The sequence below is a fragment of the Bacteroides clarus genome (assembly GCF_015555825.1).
In the GTDB taxonomy this organism is placed as follows: domain Bacteria; phylum Bacteroidota; class Bacteroidia; order Bacteroidales; family Bacteroidaceae; genus Bacteroides; species Bacteroides clarus.
On sequence record NZ_JADNLF010000015.1, the window covers coordinates 60,892 to 82,933 of the forward strand.

The following is a 22,042-nucleotide window of genomic DNA, read 5'->3' on the forward strand; positions in this document are numbered from 1 at the left end:
ACAAAAAACAGCCTTATGATAGTACATTTTGTTTTCGCCACCCTATACTATTTAAAACAGAGTTTATATTGCTAATATAGACTTAATCAATATTTAGGATTTTGTACCAAACTTCCTTTGGTCTCCCGAATCTCATAAGCAGGAATAGGATATAACTCATGTTTACCCGCTTCAAAATATTTACCTGCTGCCCAAACATAAGATTTCAATGTCCCATCAGCAACAGCCGCATTAAATTTCACCGCAAAATCATCAAGAGTATCAGCTAATTTATTCCAACGGATTAAGTCATAACGGCGAAAACCTTCAAAACACAACTCTCTTGCACGTTCAACAAATAAATAATCCTGTACGCTTTTCTGATCAGGAAAATCTGCTGCTGTAAAATCGATTTCAGAGTTTGCCGTAGTAGGGGCATATCCATATGCTCTTCTACGAACCTGATTCAGGCATTCTATTCCCAATTGATCCAATTGACCATCTACCTCATTAACAGCTTCTGCATACATTAAAAGCACATCTGAATATCGTAAAAGTATAAAATTAATATCCATATTTTCCAAGTCTTTCGGAGGACCAGGAATCCAATTTCTACGCCATTTTCCAGGAGCCCATGTATAGCTTTCATTACGTGGTATTTCAATAACCTTGTCATTAGCATCTATTTTAAAGGTAGCGATCGCTGTCTCCCTACGAATATCTCCTACCTCATAAAGATCATAAGCAAAATGAGTGGTCTTAATAAAGGAGTTACCCAAACCATAAGAAGAATTACGATTTATCTCAGGAGAATTATAAGAACCAATTTTACTACTATGGTCATCTTCTCCTGAAGGATTATAGAACTGTACCTCATACATAACTTCACTGGGTTCCATTACATTCTCACAAATATTTTTAAACACCTTCTCATAGTTGGCATTCAAAGAATGACGATGCGAATTAATTAATTCCGCACAGATTTCCTTCACTTTCTTATAATATTCCAAATAGTTATCAGGACGTTCCATTCTACCATTTTGATGTAGTGAATAACCGGCTCGAAACAAATACGCCCGTGCAAGTAATCCCATTGCGGCCCCTTTAGTTGGACGTCCCTCGTACGAGCTAACTTCATTATACCAAGGCAAATCAGCAACGGCAGCTTCCATATCATCTACAATCTGCTGATATACTTCTTCTCTATCTGTACGAGTTACAGCAAAATTCTCAGTCTTATCAGAAGCTGTCAATTTAAAAGGAACATCTCCCCACATACGTACCAAATCAAAATAACAGATACCTCGTAATAATCTTGCTTCTGCAATCAAGCGTTTAAAGGTTGCCTGTGATGTTTCATCTGGTAAATCTACACGATCTTTATTTGCCATAATACGATTTACACGGTCTATTCCTGTATAATAGTATCCCCACGCTTCCTCAAGCCAGTTATGAGATGTATAGATATTATAATGACCTAAGTCACGAGCTGTATGGCCTGTACCGGAACCTTTTATATGGCTCAAATCTGTATCACAGTCATTTACTAACATAAAATGTCCATATGTCATTTTTTGACTTAATACTTCATAAGCACCATTCACTGCTAATTCTAATTCCGACACATCTTTATAAAAGTCTTGTTCATCATAAAAATCATATGGTTTTTCCGCAAGGAAATCTTCACAAGAAGTAAAGAGTAGTACCGAACAGAAAATAACCATAGATATACTAATTAATCTCTTATATAATGTTTTCATAATTTTATAAGTATATAATTTTAAATTTAGAAAGTAATATTTGCTCCAAATACAACTGAAATAGCAGAAGGATAAGCACCCCAATCAATACCAGGAGTTAGTCCATTATTAGCACATGTATTGACTTCAGGATCATATCCAGAATATTTAGTCCATGTATAAAGATTATATCCTGTTGCATAAAAACGTATATTAGAAAGCTTTATTTTTCTGACTAGCTCTTTTGGAAGGGTATATCCCAAAGATATATTGTTAATCTTAAGGAACGATCCATCTTCGACATATCCGGAATGGAAATAAAGACTAGAACTACCTTCAACTGATACGTAATTATGTCCTTTATTGACAGCAGCAAGCTGTGTGGGGTCATTCAAAATATATTCACCTTTATCATTGATCACAGTGAAACGACTCATCGCCTCATCTTTCAATGTATTTCTCCAACGGTTATTAAACTTAGTATAGTACATTTTATTTGCTCCATAGATTTTATTTCCAATGGAGAAATTCAAAAACACACTCAAATCGAAACCTTTCCATGTAAAAGTATTGGTTAAACCACCATAAATTTTCGGATTTGCATTACCTATAACAGTCCTATCATCTTCCGTTATTTCCTTATTACCATCCACATCTTCAAACTTCCAATATCCTGGTTTTGGATAAAAATTCTTATCATAAGGTATTCCTTCTTTTACAATATACTTTTGTTGGGCTGCATCATATGTAAAATCATCTACTGTGTAAATACCCTTCAAACGATAACCATACATCTGCCCTAATGGTTGCCCTACTCGAATCATATAGTCACCCTTATTGAATTCAGATGTCTGAGCCCAATTAGACATTAATTCCATATAGTCCGTATTATACAATGCTTTTACTTTATTCTTGTTATGTGACAAGTTTAAATTAGTACTCCATGTAAAGTCTTTTGTTTGTATATTATGAGTGGTAATAGCAACCTCAATACCTTTATTATTTGTTTTTCCTGCATTAATCATCATCGACTTATATCCAGAAAGTAATGGTACAGGTGCATCCAATAACAGATTCTTCGTTTCAATATTATATAAATCCACACTCAATTGAACACGTTGATTCAAGAATCCCATATCAATACCTAAATTGGCTGTAACATTTGTTTCCCATTGTAAATCAGGATTATACAATTGTTTACTCACAAAACCTGATGCGGTACTTGTACCATTATAAGGAATCCATACCGACCCCATCTTTGATAGGCTCAAATAATTATCAATTTTATTATTACCAGCAGTACCATAGCTTAATCTAAGCTTCAAATTAGAAAAGACACCCAACTGTTTGATAAACTCTTCTTCCGATGCTCTCCATGCAAATGAGGCAGCAGGAAATACTCCCCACTTATGATTTGATCCAAACTTACTGGAAGCATCTGCACGTAATGAAGCTGCAAAAAGATACTTTTCTTTGAAATTATAATTGGCACGCATAAAATAAGATAACATTTTATCGCTTTCAAGACGTGTAACAACTTTGTCAGGACTTGCTCCTAAAGACATATCAGCCAAACCAAAATTAACTTTCTCAAATTGGCGAGCACCCGACCTCAGGTAATCAGTTTTATACTCTATAAACTCTTGTCCGCCAACCAATGTCAAATGATGCTCTGGAGTAAATGACTTATCATAGGTAAGTACATTGTTATACATGAAACTTTGTTGTTCTTCTAACTCTTTCCAACCATAAGGAGCTCCAGCATTTTTTGCTTGTTTTGACCTTTCTGAATAGAATACATCCTCATTAATTGTACGTTTACGAACTCCCACAGTACCACGATATGACAAATCTTTCGTTATTTTTATTTGTACATCCCCATTAATGGAAAGAATACGATTACGCTTCTCGATCTGTTCACTTTCGATAGAAGCAATCGGACTTTGCATCTGACTGGCACCTTCCAGCATTAATACAGGGTCATCATCATCAATTAATAATTGTGCATCATTTCCACTCTTACCAATAGTCGGCCTGTATTGAATTACATGCTGCATACGACTATATGAACCACCTTCCTGAAGACTACCTAATCCAGTAGTTTTCTCATCAATATAGCTAACATTTGTTGAAAAATTAAGCCATGAAACGGGCTCCTGATGAAGTTTCAATCGGAAATTATCTCTTTTTAAACCACTACCATACCATATACCTTTATCATCATTGCGAGTATATGTAACCATATATTGTGATGTTTTACTTCCACCACTAATCGTGAATTTATGCTGCTGAGTAGTTGCGGAATGGTTCTCAAAAACTTCTTTTTGCCAATCTATTCCTTTTCGGTTACCATATAATCCATTAAATTCATCCCAAGTACCATAAGTAGGAATTGTATAATCACGCATAATATCAGGTTGATCGATAGCACGTTCATACTCCAACTTTACAAAATCATCTACAGCAAGTAAATCATATTTCTTATTTACTTTCTTGAATCCAACATACATGTCATAACTGATATTAAACTTATCAGCTTTACCACCCTTTGTAGTAACTAAAATTACTCCATTAGCACCCCGGGCACCATAAATAGCAGTAGAAGAAGCATCTTTTAAAATATCGATAGACTCAATATCACTAGACTCAATTCCTTTTAAACCGTCTTCACTAGGAAATCCATCAATTATATACAGAGGTTCATTACTCTGGGTGATAGAAGTACCTCCGCGCACTTTTATTGAGACATCCGCATCCGGTGAACCCTGAGAGCGAATTACTTGCACACCAGCCACTTTACCACTCAAAGCTTGAGTTACATCTGAAATGGGAACAGCTGCCAGTTCTTTAGAGCTCACAGAAGACACAGAGCCTGTTAAATCTTTTTTCTTAACGGTAGCATAACCAATCGTTACCACTTCATCCAACATAACAGCATCTGCTTCCAAAGTAACATTAATAACGCTCTGCCCATTAACCTTTACCTCTTTGGATGTCATACCTACATAAGAAAACACCAAAACATCTTTTGATGCGTTATTAACTTTCAAAGAATAGTTACCATCTACATTAGTAACAGTTCCTACACCGGCAGCCCCTTTCAAAGTGACACTACCACCAATAACTTCATATCCCTCACTGTCAACAACTTTACCAGTAACTACTATACTTTGTGCATACGTAGCCATAGTGACAAAAGCGAGGATACCCACAATCACTCCTTTAATTTTGTGCATAATCAAATAATCTAAGGTTTAACAATCAGAATAAATTCTTCAAAAGCAAACATACGACATGATTCTAAAAAAGATTAAAAATAATGTTTTGTATTTCTACACTTTTTTACAAATCAAATATCAATATTGTCTATTAAGTAATATTTTTGTGCAAAACACACTTTATACACGCTCTGCACAGTGATTAACAAAGTCAATTATTTTTGCCATATTCAGTTGGAAGACATCCAATATACTTTTTAAAACGGGCAGCAAAATAAGAAGGTGTATTATATCCCACCATAAAACTAATTTCAGAGACCGTATACTTCCCTTCTTTAAGTAATTGACAAGCACGATTAAACCGTATTCTATGAATAAAATCAATAGCAGATTTACCAGTTATTGCTTTCAATTTTAAATGAAGATTAGACCGACTCATATTCATCTCGCTGGCAAATTGTTCCGTAGAGAATTCTACATTACTCATATTTTTCTCAACGATAGCAATAGCCTTTTTCAAGACCTCTTCATCCATTACATTATTCGTAATCTTTTCCGGCTCTATCTCCAGCGTTTTGGAATAGCGTTCAAAAATACGATAACGAGTACGCAACATATTTAAAATCTTAGCTACCAGAACCTCCATTGAAAACGGCTTAGGAATATAATCGTCTGCTCCTACTTGCAATCCCTTTAATTGATATTTAATATCTACTTTTGCAGATAACAAGTACACAGGAATATGACAGGTTCTCAAATTCTGCTTTATTAATTTACAAAGTTTGACTCCATCCATTATAGGCATCATAACATCCGAAAGAATTAGATCCACATCATTGTCTTTCAACAGCTCTAATGCTTTCTGTCCGTTCTCCGCTTCTATTAAATTAAATTGGACAGATAAACCATTGGACAAATATTGACGTAATTCCTCATTATCTTCTACAATAAGAATCGTTCCATGTTTACCACTTTCTTCTCTCTCACTAGAATCCAGTTCTACGATTTCCGTATCATCCACATACACATCATGCGCATTCGTTGAATAAACACGTTGTTCTTCCGGTTCTCTACTACCTCCCAATAACTCTTCAGTACTATATGCCGATTTATCTTGAGGAATATAAATCGAAAAAGTAGACCCTTTTCCAACTTCACTTACTAATGTAATTTGTCCATGATGCAATTCAACCAAACGTTGAACCAAAGATAGGCCAATACCACTTCCCTCATGTCCATTCTCCATTTGATAAAAACGTTCAAATATCTTCTGCTGTTTATCATCAGGTATACCTACCCCTGTATCTATAACCTGCAAAACAATATACTTATTCTCTCTATACAATTTAACAGAAATACTTTCACCTTCTTCTGTATATTTAAAAGCATTAGATAATAAGTTGTTAATAATTAAATCTAAATAAGTACCGTCAAACAATACTTCATCATCTTGTAATTCTGAATAGAAATTATAATCTATATCTTTCCGTTTTGCCAAACTCTCATAGTTCAAAAAGTTACTTAACACCCTTTTGTATGCATTGGCATATATGGGCTTTAACTCAAAAATGCCCAATTCAGCCCGCCGATAATCCATTAATTGATTTACTAAATGTAGTAACCTTTTCGTATTCCGTTGAATATATAACAGCTTTTCACGTTCCCAATGTCCGGCAACACCGCTAAGAAGCTCTTGTAAAGGGGCTACAATTAAGGTTAACGGAGTTCGAAGTTCGTGCGAGATATTAATATAAAAACGAATTTTCATTTGACTGATTTCCTCACGTCTTTCTTTATCTAATCTCTCCATACGAATTTCTGTTTGCATACTTTTACGTAACCAAAAAAAACGAAAGACAGCTAATATCAATAAAACAAAAGACAAAACAAAAACAGAAAGAGCCCACCAAGTACAATACCAAACCGGAAGTACCTTGATGTGAAGGGTCGCCATCTCTTTACTCCACTTGCCATCATTATTTGCGGCTTTTAACAGAAATATGTAATCTCCTGCAGGCAGATTAGAGTATGATACCGGGCTGATATCACTTTGTCTATACCACTCTTTGTCATACCCCTCTAATTTATAAGCAAAAGTATTATGTTTACCTGCTATATAATTAGAAACGACAAATGAAATAGAAAAAGAGTTTTGAAAAGATCTCAGTGTTATAGAATCTACACTTTCTATATTCTCTTTAAGGATTCCTGTTTCATCATTTGGCAGAACCTCCTTATTGAATACAAAGAGCTTATTAATAACAGGCTTAGGGGTATACGGATTGTCTATTAACGTCTCTGGACGGAATGAGGTTATTCCATTTATTCCACCAAATAACATATGTCCGTTACTGACGCGACAATAGGCTCCAGCATTAAACTGGTTGCTTTGCAAACCATCCACTATCGTAAAGTTACGCAATTTTCGACTATCCGGATTAAAACAGCTCAGACCTTGATTAGTACTTATCCACAAGCGTCCATAACTATCCTCCAAAATCCCATAAATAACATTACTCGGCAAACCGTTATCTGTTGTATATTGCAGCGGCTCTTTATTTCCTTCTCGTAAGACAAAAAGTCCATTGCGAGTACCAACCCATATATAACCGGATGAAGATTCATAGATACAATTCACAAAAGACTGTTGCAATACTGAAGTTATATGAAAATCAGTATTAGTCAACAAAGATGTATCCAGTTGATTATATACAGAAAGCCCCATTTCACCACCAACCCAAATACGTCTTTTAGAATCTCGAAACAATAAACGGTTATATTTTTGAATAGGATTTCCTTTTATATCTTTATTTAAAATAATTGATTTTTTCCGAGTAATATCAAAATAAAAAAAACACTCTAATGAAACTATCCAAAGCCCGTCACTCTCATCTGATATAATGGAGTAAATATTATTACTTGGTAAATCGCTATTTTGCTGATTATAAAACTCTTTCTTTCCAGTTCTACGATGCAACACCATCATTCCACCAGCATGTGCACCTACATATACTTTGTCAGCCAATTCATCTACATATACAGTTTTAATATCTTTAAAAGGAACACCTGCAGATGTATCCGAATTAAATAAATAATTTCTATAGGATCCGGTCGCATTATCATAAAAATTCAAGCCACCATCACTAGTACCAATCCATAAATTATTTCTTTTATCTTCCACAATGCAACTAACAACATTATCACTAAGCGAATTAAAAAAGGGAATATGTTTTATCTGTTGAAAACGATTACATAAAGGATGATAATAGTTCAACCCGCCCCAATATGTCCCCAGCCACATACCACCTTGTGAATCTCTGAATATACAACGTACGGAATTTTGAGACAAAGTTCCAATTTGAGACATCGAGCTTTCTATTAAAGAGAAACAGTCTTGTCCTTCTTTATATATATTCAATCCGCTATAAGTCCCTACCCATAAACGATTTTCTTGATCTAAAGCAAGTGAGCGTACATAATTGGAACTCAAACCAGATGTTTTATCTTCGTAACAATAGTTCTTTAACTTTTTAGCCTTTAAATCATACATATATAGGCCGCTTCCTTCGGTCGCTATCCATATTCTATTAAACATCTGGCATAAAATTCCATGTATCCGTGCCTTAATTGGTAGCTCTACTAACTTTTTCAACGATCCATCTCGTAAAAAATAGGTATATACCCCACTCTCTGTACCGATATAAACACAGTCCCCCTGCCTGACTAATGCAGAAGGTTTCAGCAGATGCAAAGCGGTAGACAGAGTATCACTCATGAAATGTCCGCCTTTCACATCAAAAAGCAAGATACCCTCCGCTGTTCCAATCATCAGCCAGTCCTTCTGTAAAGGCACAATATTCATGACAGCCACATTTTGTCCCCTTTTCTTATAATAGAAATTAGAGAACTCATTCTGACGACGATTATAAAGTGACAAGCCGTCCCGTGTTCCTATCCAGATACGATTATCGTCATCAATAACGACGCAACGGGTAATATCATTCGCTATACTCTTGGGATTCTTGTATTGATGACGATAGACCGTAAAATTATAACCGTCGTATTTATTAAGGCCGTCATAGGTGGCAAACCATAAATTACCTTCTTTATCCTGATTAATTCCAAATATTGTACTATGCGACAGTCCATCTTCCAAACCTATATGCGTGAAACGCATTCCATCGATTTCATCGGCAAACCCGATACCGGTAAATAACATTCCACATAGCATTAGTAAAAGTCGAAATATCTTCATATATTATATTATTAATACAAGGCAAAGAAACAAAAATATATTAATTATATATGATTTTAACTATTATTTTTTTACTTGGGCTTTCAGGGAATACTTGCAGGGGAATAAAAGAAAAACCCGGTACAGGATTAAATATACGCCCGTCCGCATCAGTCGGAGCCACCTTCAAATGACCATTTACACAGGAGATTTCCAAGGTCCCGTTCTCTTTTCGGATACGCATATTCTTAGAGCCAACCTCGGTAACATCCGAAGGTGAAGCGATTACCGGCAAAACCATATATGCGGAATAAGGACAATGATCCATCTTTATGGTTACTCCCTGTTTAGAATAAACATAGTCCATACTCACCGGTATCGAACCTTGGATAGGAGTTTGCTGGTCAATATCTACCAAATGCGTATTAACATGGAAATTATGCGTATCTTTTTCTTTAGTATACGTAATATCCGTATCCAAGTCATCGAGATTACTGTAATTTGTTCCGTATTGCACCATTTCGACCCGAGGAGTTCCGCTCATTAGATACTTTCGGCTATTACTCTGCATATTAGGCGCTTCTATCAATGTATACTGATTCATTGTAGCAGCGAATACAGGACCTGCTTGCGCATGCCATAACAATGAGACGGCTCCTCCCATAGGATGAGTTCCTTTTACTTTATACTCAGCATCATAACCCGTAAATGTAGCTCTCCACGGACCTTCCGCAACCAGCCATGTACGAATATCCCGGAAGAATTTCACGCCATATTCCGCGTCGCGCGGCAACGTTTTGTTCGGTGTGGCTTTAACAGGCGGCAACTCCAGAAACGCGGTCAGAGCTTTCGCATGTCCGAAGGTGTGATGAATACAAGCCGGAATCCCCGAAGCGCGATAATCCCGACCGGCATGAAGCAGTCCGTCAACCGTTGATTTTCTCAACAACCGCACGTTACGGCGGATAGCTTCCAGATATTCGGGATAGCGGTCTGCCAATGCATAATAGCCCCCCATAAAACCATCACTCGTACGTCCGCCCCAATACGTCCACTTGAAGCTACGCGTACCCCAGCTGTTATCCCACGCTCCGTCGGGTAGCATAAATTCCAGATGGGTATTCATCGAACGTTCCACGATAGCCAACAATTCCTGATTATCCGCCATAAGCGCATAATAGGCCAGATTAGGCAATGATTCTTCTATGTTATAGCCTAAATCGACAGGAAGGCAACCGTTTTTTGTAGGGCTCCAAATCTTAGGTCCTTCACCATACAAGAAACAATCATTCTCCGTGAAGAAGTTTTTCAAATCCGAGGCTACTATCCGTGCTTCTTCCTGAAAATCAGGACGGTTAAACATTCCACCAAGGGCTTGCAAGGCATAAGTAACCGAAGCTGAATAATTCACATTATTCAAACGTTTCATTTTTCCCTGCATACGACGGCTGTACATTTGAGGATTTTTCATCATGAATTCACCGGCTTCCAATAATTGTTGCTTCCAGTGATTCCGGGTCGAGTCATCCAGCAAATGTCCGTGATAGTGCAACGCCTCATACAAAGCGATAGCGGCAAAGACGGTTGTACCGCTCCAGTCCGATACGTGCACGTCATTCATCCATGAACCGTCCGGACGATGCACATTTTCCATCCAGGCCATTAAACGCTTGGCCGCAATCAAATATTTATCATTGCCGGTCTTATCCGCCAGATACATCAAAGGCAGCACGGCGTCACCTATCCGTCCGTGAATACGGGCACACGCAGGACACAGGATACCTCCGTCAAGCGCCGGATTCAGCTCCGCGCATTGATAAGTCAGCAGAGTATCCACCCACTCCACCAACAAATTTTCCGCTTCATTACGTAAATCACTGTCTGAAAAAACGATATTTTCGGCACGTACCTGTCCGGATAAAGACAGCACATAAAGCAGTGCTGCAAAGAACACATTTCTCATACTATTAACATTAAGATTTATTTTTCAAAAGTAAAGCTTTCGGCTAATATTCGGCCATTCTTTTATCCAATACCCCGCAACATCTGTCCAGAACCAGCCGCAATATTGTTCAAATCCCGCTAAATTTGTCGAAAATTAGCCGATAGAAACAATATTGACAGCATTTTGTACACAAAAAAGCGTGTATTCCCCTTGAATGTCCTACCTTAGCGACTGTTAATAAAAACTGATATAGCATGAAAAACTTACCTCTATTAATGTGTACTGCTTTCTGCGGGTTGCATACGGCCCAGGCGGACGCAGCAGACAACAAAAAAAACGAAAGACCCAATATCCTTTGGCTCACCTTCGAAGATACCAGCGCTTACGAGTTCGGTTGTTACGGCAACAAGGATGTACACACCCCCAATGCGGACAGTCTGGCTGCTCACGGCATACAATTCATGAACGCGTGGTCGGTGGCTCCGCAAAGCTCTGCTGCACGCTCGTCGCTTATTACGGGTTGCTACTCCTCGACCTACGGCATGGATGTCCATCCTGTTTCATACGATACTCCGGCAAACATCTTCTTCCCACAATGGCTGCGTGAGGCCGGATATTACTGCACCAACAACAGCAAGACACACTACAACTCCACCACGGACAACAAAAGCTGCTGGGACGAATGTACCACGAAAGCCTCCTACAACAGTCCGCAGCGCGGCAAAGACCAGCCGTTCTTTGCCGTATACAACACGGTAACCTCCCATATGGGACGCGTCCGCACTTTCCACACCGACGGCCGAAGAGATTATACCACAGAAGGCATTTATCCCGAACTGCTCACCCTGCCCTCCTACGTGCCCGACCTGCCCGAAGTGCGTTCCGACTATGCCGGCCATCTGGAAGCCGTACAGGATGTAGACACATGGCTGGGTTTCTTCCTGAAAGACTTAAAGGAAAAAGGATTGGATGACAACACGATAATCTTCTTCTTCAGCGACCATGGCGGTTGCGTTCCACGCGGCAAAGGCTACTTGTATGAAAGCGGTTTGGAAGTGCCTATGATAGCCTATTTCCCGCCCAAATGGCAACACCTGGCAGGAGAAAAAGCATCCGGAAAAGAATATTCTTTGGTCAACTTCACAGACTTAGGACCTACCGTACTCAGCCTTGCAGGCGTAAAACCGCCCAAGCACATGCAGGGAAAGGCATTATTCGGGAAGTATGCATCCGATGAAAAGCGTGAAATCCAATTCGCATTAGCGGCCAACCAACTGCACCACTTCATGCCGGTACGCGCCGCGACCGACGGACGTTTTAAATACATCCGCAGCTACATCCCTTACCGTCAGTTCGCCCTGCGCAATTACTACCAATGGGGGATGCCGTCCAATAAGGCATGGGACAAACTGGTCTTGGGAGGACACAACACCAACCCCGACTGGGCGCAGACCTTCAACGCCCATCCCGCCGAAATGCTGTTCGACCTCGAGAAAGACCCGGGTGAATTGCACAACCTGTCCGACTCTCCCGAATACGCAGAAGTATTGGTGAAGATGCGCACAGCCCTCTCCGACCACATCCGCGCCACCAAAGACCTGGGCTTCTTCATGCCTACCTCTCGCGAGAATGTGGTATTATATGATAAAGTACGCAAAGAGAAATATCCTTTGGACGAACTGTACAATCTTGTAGAATTGGCGGGTACAGCCCATGCGGGCGATGCTCCCGTGTTCGAGAAAGCGTTATCCAGCCAATATCCCGAAATGCGCTATTGGGCGTCCGTCGGTCTGGCGCAACTCGGAGCCAAAGGAGAGCTAAAAACCTGCCCCGCATCCCTGCTTGCCTTACTGAATGACGCAGACCCCTACATAGCCTGTGAAGCCGCCTATGCCGCCGCTTATCTGGGAGAAACCGCCAAAGGCATCGAACGCCTGAACAATCCGGCAAAAGAAGCCGACCGGAAAATCGGTTATTCCCTATTGGAATGCCTCTCTCTGGATAAGGCCATGCAACCCGCCATCCGCGTTCATCTGGCAGACCTGAAAGACAAAGCCGAAACGCTTCCGCGCAAAGCGAACGAAGATGCCGGCCTCATGGCGCGCGGTATCCTGGTCAATCTCGGTGAAATGGATATAAAGAACCTTCATGGTCCGGAGTCCTACCAATTAGGCCTGAAGCTGAATCACGGACGCAGACCCATGGTGCCGCTTCCAAACTGATGAGCCGGACGACAGGTTCCTCAGGCGCCTTGCGCCTGTGCCTTAAACTTACGGAACTGCCACGTCAGCATTGCCGCCGCTATCAGGCTGGCCAGCAAGTCGGAAATCGGCATGCTGTACCAAACGCCTGCCGCACCGAAAAAGCGAGGCAGAATTATCAGGCAAGGCAGTAACACCACCATCTGGCGGGTAAGGGAAAGAAATATTGCCTTACTCGCCATTCCTATGCTCTGGAAGAAGTTGGCCGTCACCATTTGAAAGCCGATGATGGGGAAAAACATCACTACAATGCGCAATCCCTTTGCCGAGAGGGCAATCAGCTCGGCATCCGACGTAAAGATGCTGACTACCAAATCGGAGAACAGCATACCCGCGACAAAGCCGAAAGTCGTTACCCCGGTCGCATAGATTATCGTCAGCTTCAGCGTCTTGGTGACACGGCCGTACTGTCCGGCTCCGAAATTATAGCCCGCAATGGGCTGCATTCCCTGATTCAATCCCATTACAATCATCACAACGATAAATACCAGCCGGTTGACAATGCCGAAAGCGCCGATAGCCAAATCGCCGCCATACTTTTTCAGCCCCTGGTTGATAAGGATTACGATGAAACAGGCCGCCATATTCATCAGGAACGGCGACATACCGATAGCCAACGAATCAAAGACAATCTTACGCTTCAGGCGGAAAATACCGCGATGGAAATGCAGCAGCTCATCTTTATCGCTGAATATCCTGAGCTGCCATATCAACGATATAACCTGCGCCAGAATCGTAGCGACAGCCGCCCCGCGAATGCCCCAGCCGAAGCCGTAGATAAATACCGGGTCGAGTATCGTATTGATAACCACCGTAGCGATAGTGGCATACATCGCCTTCTGCGGATGCCCCGAAGAGCGCAGCACCGCGTTCAGTCCCAGATAAAGATGCGTAATGGCGTTTCCGAGAAGGATAATCTGCATGTAGTCGCGCGCATATCCCACAGTCTCGTCGCTACCGCCGAAAAAGTAAAGAATAGGGTCGAGGAACGCCATTACCACCACCGTAAAAGCCACCCCCAGCAGAATATTCAGTACAAACACGTTACCCAGCACCCGTTGAGCCGTATCATAGTCCTTCTGCCCCAATTTGACGGAAATCAGCGTAGCCGCTCCCACGCCCACCAGCGAACCGAAAGCCGCCGCAAGGTTCATCAGAGGGAAGGTCAGCGCCAATCCCGAAATAGCCATTGTACCTACACCATGACCGATGAAGATGCTGTCCACCATATTATATAAGGAAGACGCCGTCATGGCGATAATTGCCGGAACGGCATACTGCATCAATAATTTACCGATATTCTCCGTACCCAACGCTGTGGGTGTTTTTTGTCCTGCCATACTTTTTACCTGTTTTTCGAGGGCGCAAAGGTACTCAAAATTCGTCAGGTGAGCAAGCATCCCGCTTCGTCTTAAGGAAAAGACACCCTCTCTCCTATCCGAAAAGCATCAGAGACAGGGATGAAGGAGCGCTCACTCCGGCTTTGAGTTTCATCTCCAGGTTAGAGATATACATCTTCAACCTGGGGATATCCATCTTTAGGTTGGAGATACACATCTTCAGCCTGAAGATAAAGTTCATTCCCTACCTTAGACAGGCTTTCCGGCGGAGCCGGACTATCTTCTTCCCTACCCGAAGCTATCTTTTCCCAAGACTTTGCCTGATGAATACTTAACAGCCCGCCACAGCGCACACGGCCTCTGCGGTGAATAAATTCCCCTAAAGGTTCGGTATCTGAAAAATGTTTCGTATTTTTGTCCCCAAATTGAGTGAATTATAGCGAAATGAACGTATTAGAACTAAGTGAACAAGAAATCATTCGTCGCAACAGCATGAATGAACTTCGCGCGATGGGCATCGAACCCTATCCCGCAGCAGAGTATGTAACCAACGCTTTCTCTACCGATATCAAAAATGAATTTAAAGATGACGCCGAACCGCGTCACGTATCCGTAGCCGGACGCATCATGAGCCGCCGTGTTATGGGGAAAGCGTCTTTCATCGAGTTACAGGACTCTAAAGGCCGTATCCAGGTATATATCACCCGCGACGACATCTGCCCGGGCGAAGACAAGGAAATGTATAATACCGTATTCAAACGCTTGCTCGATTTAGGCGACTTCATCGGCATCGAAGGCTTTGTATTCCGCACCCAAATGGGCGAAATCAGCATCCATGCCCAGAAGCTGACCGTTCTTGCCAAGAGCATCAAGCCGCTTCCCATCGTAAAATATAAGGATGGCGTGGCTTACGACTCGTTCGACGACCCGGAACTGCGTTACCGCCAGCGTTACGTAGACCTCATCGTGAACGACGGCGTCAAAGAAACGTTCCTGAAGCGCGCCACAATCATCAAGACCATGCGTGCCGTACTGGACGAAGCCGGCTATACGGAAGTGGAAACACCGATTCTGCAATCCATCCCCGGCGGCGCAAGCGCACGTCCCTTCACGACCCACCACAACTCACTGGACATGGATCTCTACCTGCGTATCGCCACCGAGCTGTACCTGAAGAGACTCATCGTAGGCGGTTTTGAGGGTGTATACGAAATCGGAAAGAACTTCCGCAACGAGGGTATGGACAAAAACCACAACCCGGAATTCACCTGCGTAGAGCTGTACGTACAATATAAGGACTACAACTGGATGATGGGATTCACCGAGAAACTCCTCGAACGCATCTGTATCGCAGTAAACGGCGGCACAGAAACCACCATCGACGGAAAGACCATCAGCTTCAAGGCTCCTTACCGCCGTCTGCCCATCCTGGACGCCATCAAGGAAAAGACCGGTTACGACCTCAACGGCAAGAGCGAGGAAGAAATCCGTCAGGTGTGCCGCGAACTGAAAATGGAGATTGACGACACCATGGGCAAAGGCAAGCTGATAGACGAAATCTTCGGCGAATTCTGTGAAGGCACATTCATACAGCCTACTTTCATCACCGACTATCCGGTGGAAATGAGCCCGCTGACCAAAATGCACCGCAGCAAACCGGGACTGACCGAACGCTTCGAGCTGATGGTAAACGGCAAAGAGCTGGCCAACGCATACAGTGAGCTGAACGACCCCATCGACCAGGAAGAACGCTTCAAAGAGCAGTTGAAACTGAGTGAAAAGGGCGACGACGAGGCCATGTTCATCGACCAGGATTTCCTGAAAGCGCTGCAATACGGCATGCCTCCCACATCGGGTATCGGTATCGGCATCGACCGTCTGACCATGCTGATGACCGGACAGGCATTCATTCAGGAGGTATTATTCTTCCCGCAGATGCGTCCCGAAAAGGTTACTCCGAAAGACGCGCCGGCCAAATTTATGGAGTTGGGTATTCCGGAAGAATGGGTGGCGGTCATCCAGAAGGCCGGCTACAACCTGGTTAGTGACATGAAAGATGTAAACCCGCAAAAGTTGCATATGGACATTTGCGGCATCAACAAGAAGTATAAATTGGAACTGGCGAATCCGACCGTGAAAGATGTGGAAGGTTGGGTTGAGAAAATCTAAGAAATGAAACTACCCGGTAAGATAGCCATTATGGGCGGAGGAAGTTGGGCCACTGCCATTGCTAAAATGGTATTGGCGCAAGAAGATACTATAAATTGGTATATGCGGCGTGACGACCGCATTGCCGATTTTAAGCGTCTCGGTCATAACCCTGCCTACCTGACGGGCGTCAAGTTTGATACCAAGCGTATCAATTTCAACTCAAACATCAACGATGTAGTCAAGGAATCGGATACACTTATCTTTGTGACTCCTTCTCCTTATCTGAAAGCTCACTTGAAGAAGCTGAAGACAAAAATCAAGGATAAATTCATTATTACAGCCATCAAGGGCATCGTACCCGATGACAACGTGATTGTATCGGAATACTTCACGAAAGAATACGGTGTACCGGCGGAGAACATTGCCGTACTGGCAGGCCCCTGCCATGCGGAGGAGGTTGCGCTCGAACGGCTTTCTTATCTTACGATAGCCTGTCCCGATATAGACAAGGCGGACAAGTTTTCCCGTCGCCTGGCCAGTTCATTCATCAAGACTTCCGTCAGCAACGACGTGGCCGGCATCGAATACGGTTCCGTGCTCAAAAACGTATATGCCATTGCCGCAGGGATTTGCAGCGGTTTGAAGTATGGCGACAATTTCCAAGCGGTACTCATGTCCAACGCCATCCAGGAGATGGACCGCTTCCTGCAAACCGTACATCCGCTGAACAGAAACATCAGTGATTCCGTTTATCTGGGTGACATGTTGGTGACGGGATACTCCAACTTCAGCCGTAACCGTACGTTCGGTACGATGATAGGCAAGGGATATTCCGTAAAAAGCGCCCAGATAGAGATGGAAATGATAGCCGAAGGTTATTACGGAACCAAATGTATCAAGGAAATCAACAAGCATTACCACGTGAATATGCCGATACTGGATGCTGTGTACAACATCTTGTATGAACGCATCTCACCGATGATTGAAATTAAGTTACTGACTGACTCTTTCCGGTAATACGGAAAAAGGAACAGGAAGGACGAAATACAGAATTTAAAACCTATAATATTATGATTAGTTTGAACATTGAAAAGACTCTTGGATTCATTTCCAAAGAAAACGTTTTCGCCTACGAAGCTCAAGTTAAGGCTGCACAAGAAGCATTGGAAAACGGTACCGGTAAAGGTAATGACTTTTTAGGCTGGCTGCACCTTCCCTCTTCTATTACAAAGGAGCACTTGGCAAACCTGAAAGCTACCGCGCAAGTATTGCGTGAAAATTGTGAAGTAGTGATTGTTGCCGGAATTGGCGGAAGCTACCTCGGTGCACGCGCCGTTATCGAGGCTTTGTCAAACAGTTTCACATGGTTGCAAGACAAGAAGTCCGGCCCGGTTATTCTGTATGCAGGACACAACATCGGTGAAGATTATCTGTACGAACTTACCGAATATCTGAAAGATAAGAAATTCGGTGTCATCAATATTTCCAAATCAGGAACTACTACCGAAACGGCTTTGGCTTTCCGCCTGCTGAAAAAGCAATGCGAAGACCAACGCGGCAAGGATATGGCAAAAAAAGTGATTGTTGCCGTTACAGACGCCAAGAAGGGTGCCGCACGTGTCACCGCAGACAATGAAGGCTACAAATCTTTCATTATTCCCGATAACGTAGGCGGTCGTTTCTCCGTACTCACTCCGGTAGGTTTGCTGCCCATCGCAGTAGCAGGATTTGACATCGAGAAGCTGGTAGCCGGCGCAGCAGCCATGGAAAAGACTTGCGGAAAGGATGTTCCGTTCGCGGAGAACCCGGCAGCCATCTATGCGGCTACCCGCAATGAGCTTTACAAGAACGGCAAGAAGATTGAAATCCTCGTAAACTTCAACCCCAAGCTGCACTACGTGAGCGAATGGTGGAAACAACTCTACGGTGAATCCGAAGGTAAAGAGAACAAGGGTATCTTCCCTGCATCCGTAGATTTCTCTACCGACCTGCACTCCATGGGACAATGGATTCAGGAAGGCGAACGTACCATTTACGAGACCGTCATCTCAGTAGAAAAGACCCAGTACTCCCTGCAAGTTCCTTCGGACGAAGCCAACCTCGACGGCCTGAACTTCCTCGCCGGCAAGCACGTAGACGAAGTGAACAAGATGGCAGAACTCGGCACGCAGCTGGCTCACGTAGACGGTGGCGTACCCAATATGCGCATCGTTATCCCCGCACTGAATGAGGAAAGTATCGGCGGATTGCTGTATTTCTTTGAAAAAGCATGCGGTATCAGCGGTTATCTCCTGGGCGTCAACCCATTCAACCAACCGGGTGTGGAAGCCTACAAGAAGAATATGTTCGCCTTATTAAACAAGCCGGGCTACGAAGAAGAATCCAAAGCAATTCAGGCAAGACTGTAATAAATTGAAAATCGGGAGTTGAGAATTGAGAAATAGCTGCGCACAAATAATCATGCGCAATGTCAAGAAGCTGTTTCTTTATTCTCAACTCTTGATTTACCCACCCCCCATTTCTCAATTCTTAATTCTCAATTCTCAATTTACCAAGTGTTCAAAGAATCAATTACCCGCTATTTGAAAAAACACGGATACGCTGATATCCGGCTGAAAGCCGTCCTTTTTGATATGGACGGTGTATTATTCAATTCCATGCCCTATCATGCGGATGCCTGGCATAAGGTGATGGAACGCCATGGTCTGCACCTGAGCAGAGAGGAAGCTTATATGCATGAAGGACGTACCGGAGCCGCCACAATAAATCTTGTATATCAGCGGCAGTACGGCAAAGACGCTACTCCTGACATGATAGAAAGTATCTATGCCGAGAAAAGCGAAGAATTCAACAAACACCCCGACCCCGAACGTATGCCCGGTTCCTGGGAGGTGCTGCAAAAAATAAAAGCGGAAGGATTGACTCCCGTATTGGTAACCGGTTCCGGCCAGCACTCTTTGTTAAACCGGTTGTCCCATAACTTTCCCGGTATGTTCCGGCGCGAACGTATGGTAACCGCTTTTGATGTGAAATACGGTAAGCCCAACCCCGAACCTTATCTTATGGGATTGGAAAAAGCAGGCGTAAAAGCCAACGAAGCCATTGTCATTGAGAATGCCCCTATCGGTGTACAGGCCGGAGTAGCAGCAGGTATATTTACGGTTGCCGTCAATACCGGCCCATTGGACGGACAAGTGCTATTGGATGCCGGAGCCGATTTATTGTTTCCTTCCATGCAGGCTTTCTGTGATAATTGGGAAATAGTGCGGAAAGAGCTCGAGCCACAAGAATAATCATAAATATTATTTACTTTTCACATCGGCTTTACTTAAAGTTGATAAAGTCTTTATAGACCTAAAATACAGAAAAACAGATATTTAATTTTACACAAAAGATATTAATATTAAAATATTTTAGTTTTCATTTGGATGTTAGATAAAACAATAATAAATTTGTGCCGTCAATATTTATTAATTACTAACATTTAAAATTATGGACAAACTAACTAGAATTAAAACTTTAATCGCCTGTGCTATCGTAGCATTAGGGTTTTCATCTTGCTCAGAAGATCAAACTTCATTGTCTATTGACAATATCCAAGGGAAAGCTATCATCAAAGGAAGCTTCGTTTATGATGATAACAAAACCTCATCAAGCAGTACTGCGGTAAATACCGAAAAGCCCGTGATGAACACGACTGTTTATGTAATGATAAATAACTCTTCTTTTAACAACAACAGTTCCAGTTACGGAGGATATACCACTCTTGAAACAACAACGGATGCCCAAGGTAAATACGAAATCGAAATTCCTGCCGTTGAAAATGGAGTTACGGTTACTATTAAGGCCAAATCATTTGAGGCGCCGTATTATAAAATCAACTCTAACAGCGGTAGCGGCACTACCCAAAATTCTGTTATCGCCAAAGATGCCGTATATAGCTCACCGGAAATAATATTAAGCGACATAAAGCCTAATGATATTATCGCCGCAGGAAAGGCAACATATAACCATGAGGAATTAGATAAAACCGTCTTCAACTATTAATGCAGAATAAATAATAAACGCATGAAAAAGATATTATCCGTCTTTATAATCTGTTTGCTGCCGTTAATGGGAGCAAATGCGCAGGAGAAGGCTGCCAAGCAGTATCTTCCGGAAGCAGGAGATTGGGCCATCGGCGTCAATGTAATCCCTTTGCTGAAGCACATCGGTGGTAATAACAACGATACATTCGGTGGTGGTTCGTCTTTTACAAAAGACAACAGTGACTTCAATTTAATACCGGATGTTTCTATTTTGGCCAAATACATGTTGACAGACAACATCGCACTGCGCGCCAACGTAGGTTTCATGTTCGGAGCCGACAAATACAGAGGTTATGTGCAAGATGATAAGGCTCTTTTGGACAATCCTCTGAGTGAAGATAAAATTATCGATGCCTGCCGTGTTAGCAACAACGGCATGAGCCTCAACCTGGGAATGGAATACCGCAAAGGTTCGAAGAGAGTACAGGGCGTGTTTGGAGCAGGTGTCCTTTTCGCCTTTCAAACACAGAAATACACTTACGAATGGGCCAATGAAATGACTACCGTCAACCAACAACCGAGTATTTCTCCTGAATTCAGCGGCAATGGTATATACTCAAACGGATACCGCCCCCTGGAAACAAAAGATAACGGTACTTTCTACACGGGACTTACCGGAAGTGTCGGCGTAGAATGGTTCGTTGCTCCTAAAATCTCTTTAGGCGCCGAGGTTAACGTAACAGCATATTATATGTTCGGGTCCCAGTCCTACCAAAAAACAGAAGGATATAACACCACACTCGGTAAAATCGAAGAAAGAACCGATTTGAGCAGCCCGGGCGACAGAGGTTTCCACATTGGAACCGAAAGCCTTGGCGGTGCCTTAAACATGACATTCTATTTCTAAACTAAGACTTATAATAATAGAAAACTCCCTTTGCGCATGGCTGCAAAGGGAGTTTTTTATTTAGTGACCCCGGTGCGATTCAAACGCACGACCTTCAGAACCGGAATCTGACGCTCTATTCACTAAGCTACGGAGCCTTAATTCGGATGCAAAAGTAGAAAAAATCTCCGCATATTCCTAATCTTCACGCATTTTTTCTATCTGTTTCGCACAGAATATCCTCGATATTATTTTGAGAGC

Annotated in this window: 12 protein-coding genes and 1 tRNA gene; 7 read left to right on the plus strand and 6 right to left on the minus strand. The window is 42.4% G+C overall.

Features of this window, described 5'->3' with window-relative positions; translation table 11 throughout:
- Nucleotides 1-86 precede the first annotated feature (86 nt).
- The 4 genes from I2F54_RS14680 to I2F54_RS14695 form a co-directional block, all read right to left on the minus strand.
- A complete protein-coding gene (locus tag I2F54_RS14680) occupies nt 87-1,739 on the minus strand; it encodes a RagB/SusD family nutrient uptake outer membrane protein (protein WP_229097212.1) in 1,653 nt (550 codons plus the stop codon).
- Between the two features lie 26 nt (nt 1,740-1,765).
- Nucleotides 1,766-4,954 (minus strand): SusC/RagA family TonB-linked outer membrane protein, encoded by a 3,189-nt coding sequence (locus I2F54_RS14685; RefSeq protein WP_009123118.1) that lies wholly within the window; start codon nt 4,952-4,954, stop codon nt 1,766-1,768.
- Between the two features lie 193 nt (nt 4,955-5,147).
- A complete protein-coding gene (locus tag I2F54_RS14690; protein WP_195501663.1) occupies nt 5,148-9,191 on the minus strand; it encodes a two-component regulator propeller domain-containing protein in 4,044 nt (1,347 codons plus the stop codon).
- Between the two features lie 40 nt (nt 9,192-9,231).
- Nucleotides 9,232-11,133, minus strand: coding sequence for a hypothetical protein (locus I2F54_RS14695; protein ID WP_195501665.1), 1,902 nt, complete (start codon nt 11,131-11,133; stop codon nt 9,232-9,234).
- A 236-nt stretch (nt 11,134-11,369) separates the two neighbouring features.
- Between I2F54_RS14695 and I2F54_RS14700 the strand changes: the two genes are divergently transcribed.
- Nucleotides 11,370-13,337: a sulfatase family protein gene (locus tag I2F54_RS14700; RefSeq protein WP_022218324.1), complete on the plus strand. Its 1,968-nt coding sequence runs from the start codon at nt 11,370-11,372 to the stop codon at nt 13,335-13,337.
- A 20-nt stretch (nt 13,338-13,357) separates the two neighbouring features.
- On the opposite strand, the gene I2F54_RS14705 is transcribed toward I2F54_RS14700, so the two are convergent.
- The gene (locus tag I2F54_RS14705; protein ID WP_009123113.1) at nt 13,358-14,716 is read right to left on the minus strand and encodes an MATE family efflux transporter; all 1,359 of its coding nucleotides are present in this window, start codon (nt 14,714-14,716) and stop codon (nt 13,358-13,360) included.
- Nucleotides 14,717-15,160: 444 nt separating this feature from the next.
- On the opposite strand from I2F54_RS14705, the gene lysS reads away from it, so the two are divergent.
- The 6 genes from lysS to I2F54_RS14735 all read left to right on the plus strand — a co-directional run bounded on the left by lysS (nt 15,161) and on the right by I2F54_RS14735 (nt 21,802).
- A complete protein-coding gene (gene lysS, locus I2F54_RS14710) occupies nt 15,161-16,885 on the plus strand; it encodes a lysine--tRNA ligase (RefSeq protein ID WP_022218326.1) in 1,725 nt (574 codons plus the stop codon).
- 3 nt (nt 16,886-16,888) lie between these two features.
- A complete protein-coding gene (locus tag I2F54_RS14715) occupies nt 16,889-17,884 on the plus strand; it encodes an NAD(P)H-dependent glycerol-3-phosphate dehydrogenase (RefSeq protein WP_009123110.1) in 996 nt (331 codons plus the stop codon).
- Between the two features lie 53 nt (nt 17,885-17,937).
- Nucleotides 17,938-19,275, plus strand: a complete 1,338-nt coding sequence (locus I2F54_RS14720; protein ID WP_195501667.1) for a glucose-6-phosphate isomerase — start codon at nt 17,938-17,940, stop codon at nt 19,273-19,275.
- A 147-nt stretch (nt 19,276-19,422) separates the two neighbouring features.
- On the plus strand, nt 19,423-20,160 hold the full coding sequence (locus I2F54_RS14725) for an HAD family hydrolase (protein ID WP_195501668.1): 738 nt from the start codon (nt 19,423-19,425) through the stop codon (nt 20,158-20,160).
- A 199-nt stretch (nt 20,161-20,359) separates the two neighbouring features.
- A complete protein-coding gene (locus tag I2F54_RS14730; protein WP_009123107.1) occupies nt 20,360-20,914 on the plus strand; it encodes a hypothetical protein in 555 nt (184 codons plus the stop codon).
- 21 nt (nt 20,915-20,935) lie between these two features.
- Nucleotides 20,936-21,802, plus strand: coding sequence for an outer membrane beta-barrel protein (locus tag I2F54_RS14735; protein WP_009123106.1), 867 nt, complete (start codon nt 20,936-20,938; stop codon nt 21,800-21,802).
- A gap of 64 nt (nt 21,803-21,866) precedes the next feature.
- Here I2F54_RS14735 and I2F54_RS14740 read toward each other — a convergent pair.
- Nucleotides 21,867-21,939 (minus strand) — tRNA-Arg (locus tag I2F54_RS14740).
- Nucleotides 21,940-22,042 lie beyond the last annotated feature (103 nt).

Coding starts and splice junctions, on each gene's coding strand:
- I2F54_RS14685 (WP_009123118.1), bottom strand. CDS start 4,954: ATGCACAAAATTAAAGGAGTGATTGTGGGTATCCTCGCTTTTGTCACT.
- I2F54_RS14700 (WP_022218324.1), top strand. CDS start 11,370: ATGAAAAACTTACCTCTATTAATGTGTACTGCTTTCTGCGGGTTGCAT.
- I2F54_RS14690 (WP_195501663.1), bottom strand. CDS start 9,191: ATGAAGATATTTCGACTTTTACTAATGCTATGTGGAATGTTATTTACC.
- I2F54_RS14680 (WP_229097212.1), bottom strand. CDS start 1,739: ATGAAAACATTATATAAGAGATTAATTAGTATATCTATGGTTATTTTC.
- I2F54_RS14715 (WP_009123110.1), top strand. CDS start 16,889: ATGAAACTACCCGGTAAGATAGCCATTATGGGCGGAGGAAGTTGGGCC.
- I2F54_RS14730 (WP_009123107.1), top strand. CDS start 20,360: ATGGACAAACTAACTAGAATTAAAACTTTAATCGCCTGTGCTATCGTA.
- I2F54_RS14705 (WP_009123113.1), bottom strand. CDS start 14,716: ATGGCAGGACAAAAAACACCCACAGCGTTGGGTACGGAGAATATCGGT.
- I2F54_RS14695 (WP_195501665.1), bottom strand. CDS start 11,133: ATGAGAAATGTGTTCTTTGCAGCACTGCTTTATGTGCTGTCTTTATCC.
- I2F54_RS14720 (WP_195501667.1), top strand. CDS start 17,938: ATGATTAGTTTGAACATTGAAAAGACTCTTGGATTCATTTCCAAAGAA.
- lysS (WP_022218326.1), top strand. CDS start 15,161: ATGAACGTATTAGAACTAAGTGAACAAGAAATCATTCGTCGCAACAGC.
- I2F54_RS14735 (WP_009123106.1), top strand. CDS start 20,936: ATGAAAAAGATATTATCCGTCTTTATAATCTGTTTGCTGCCGTTAATG.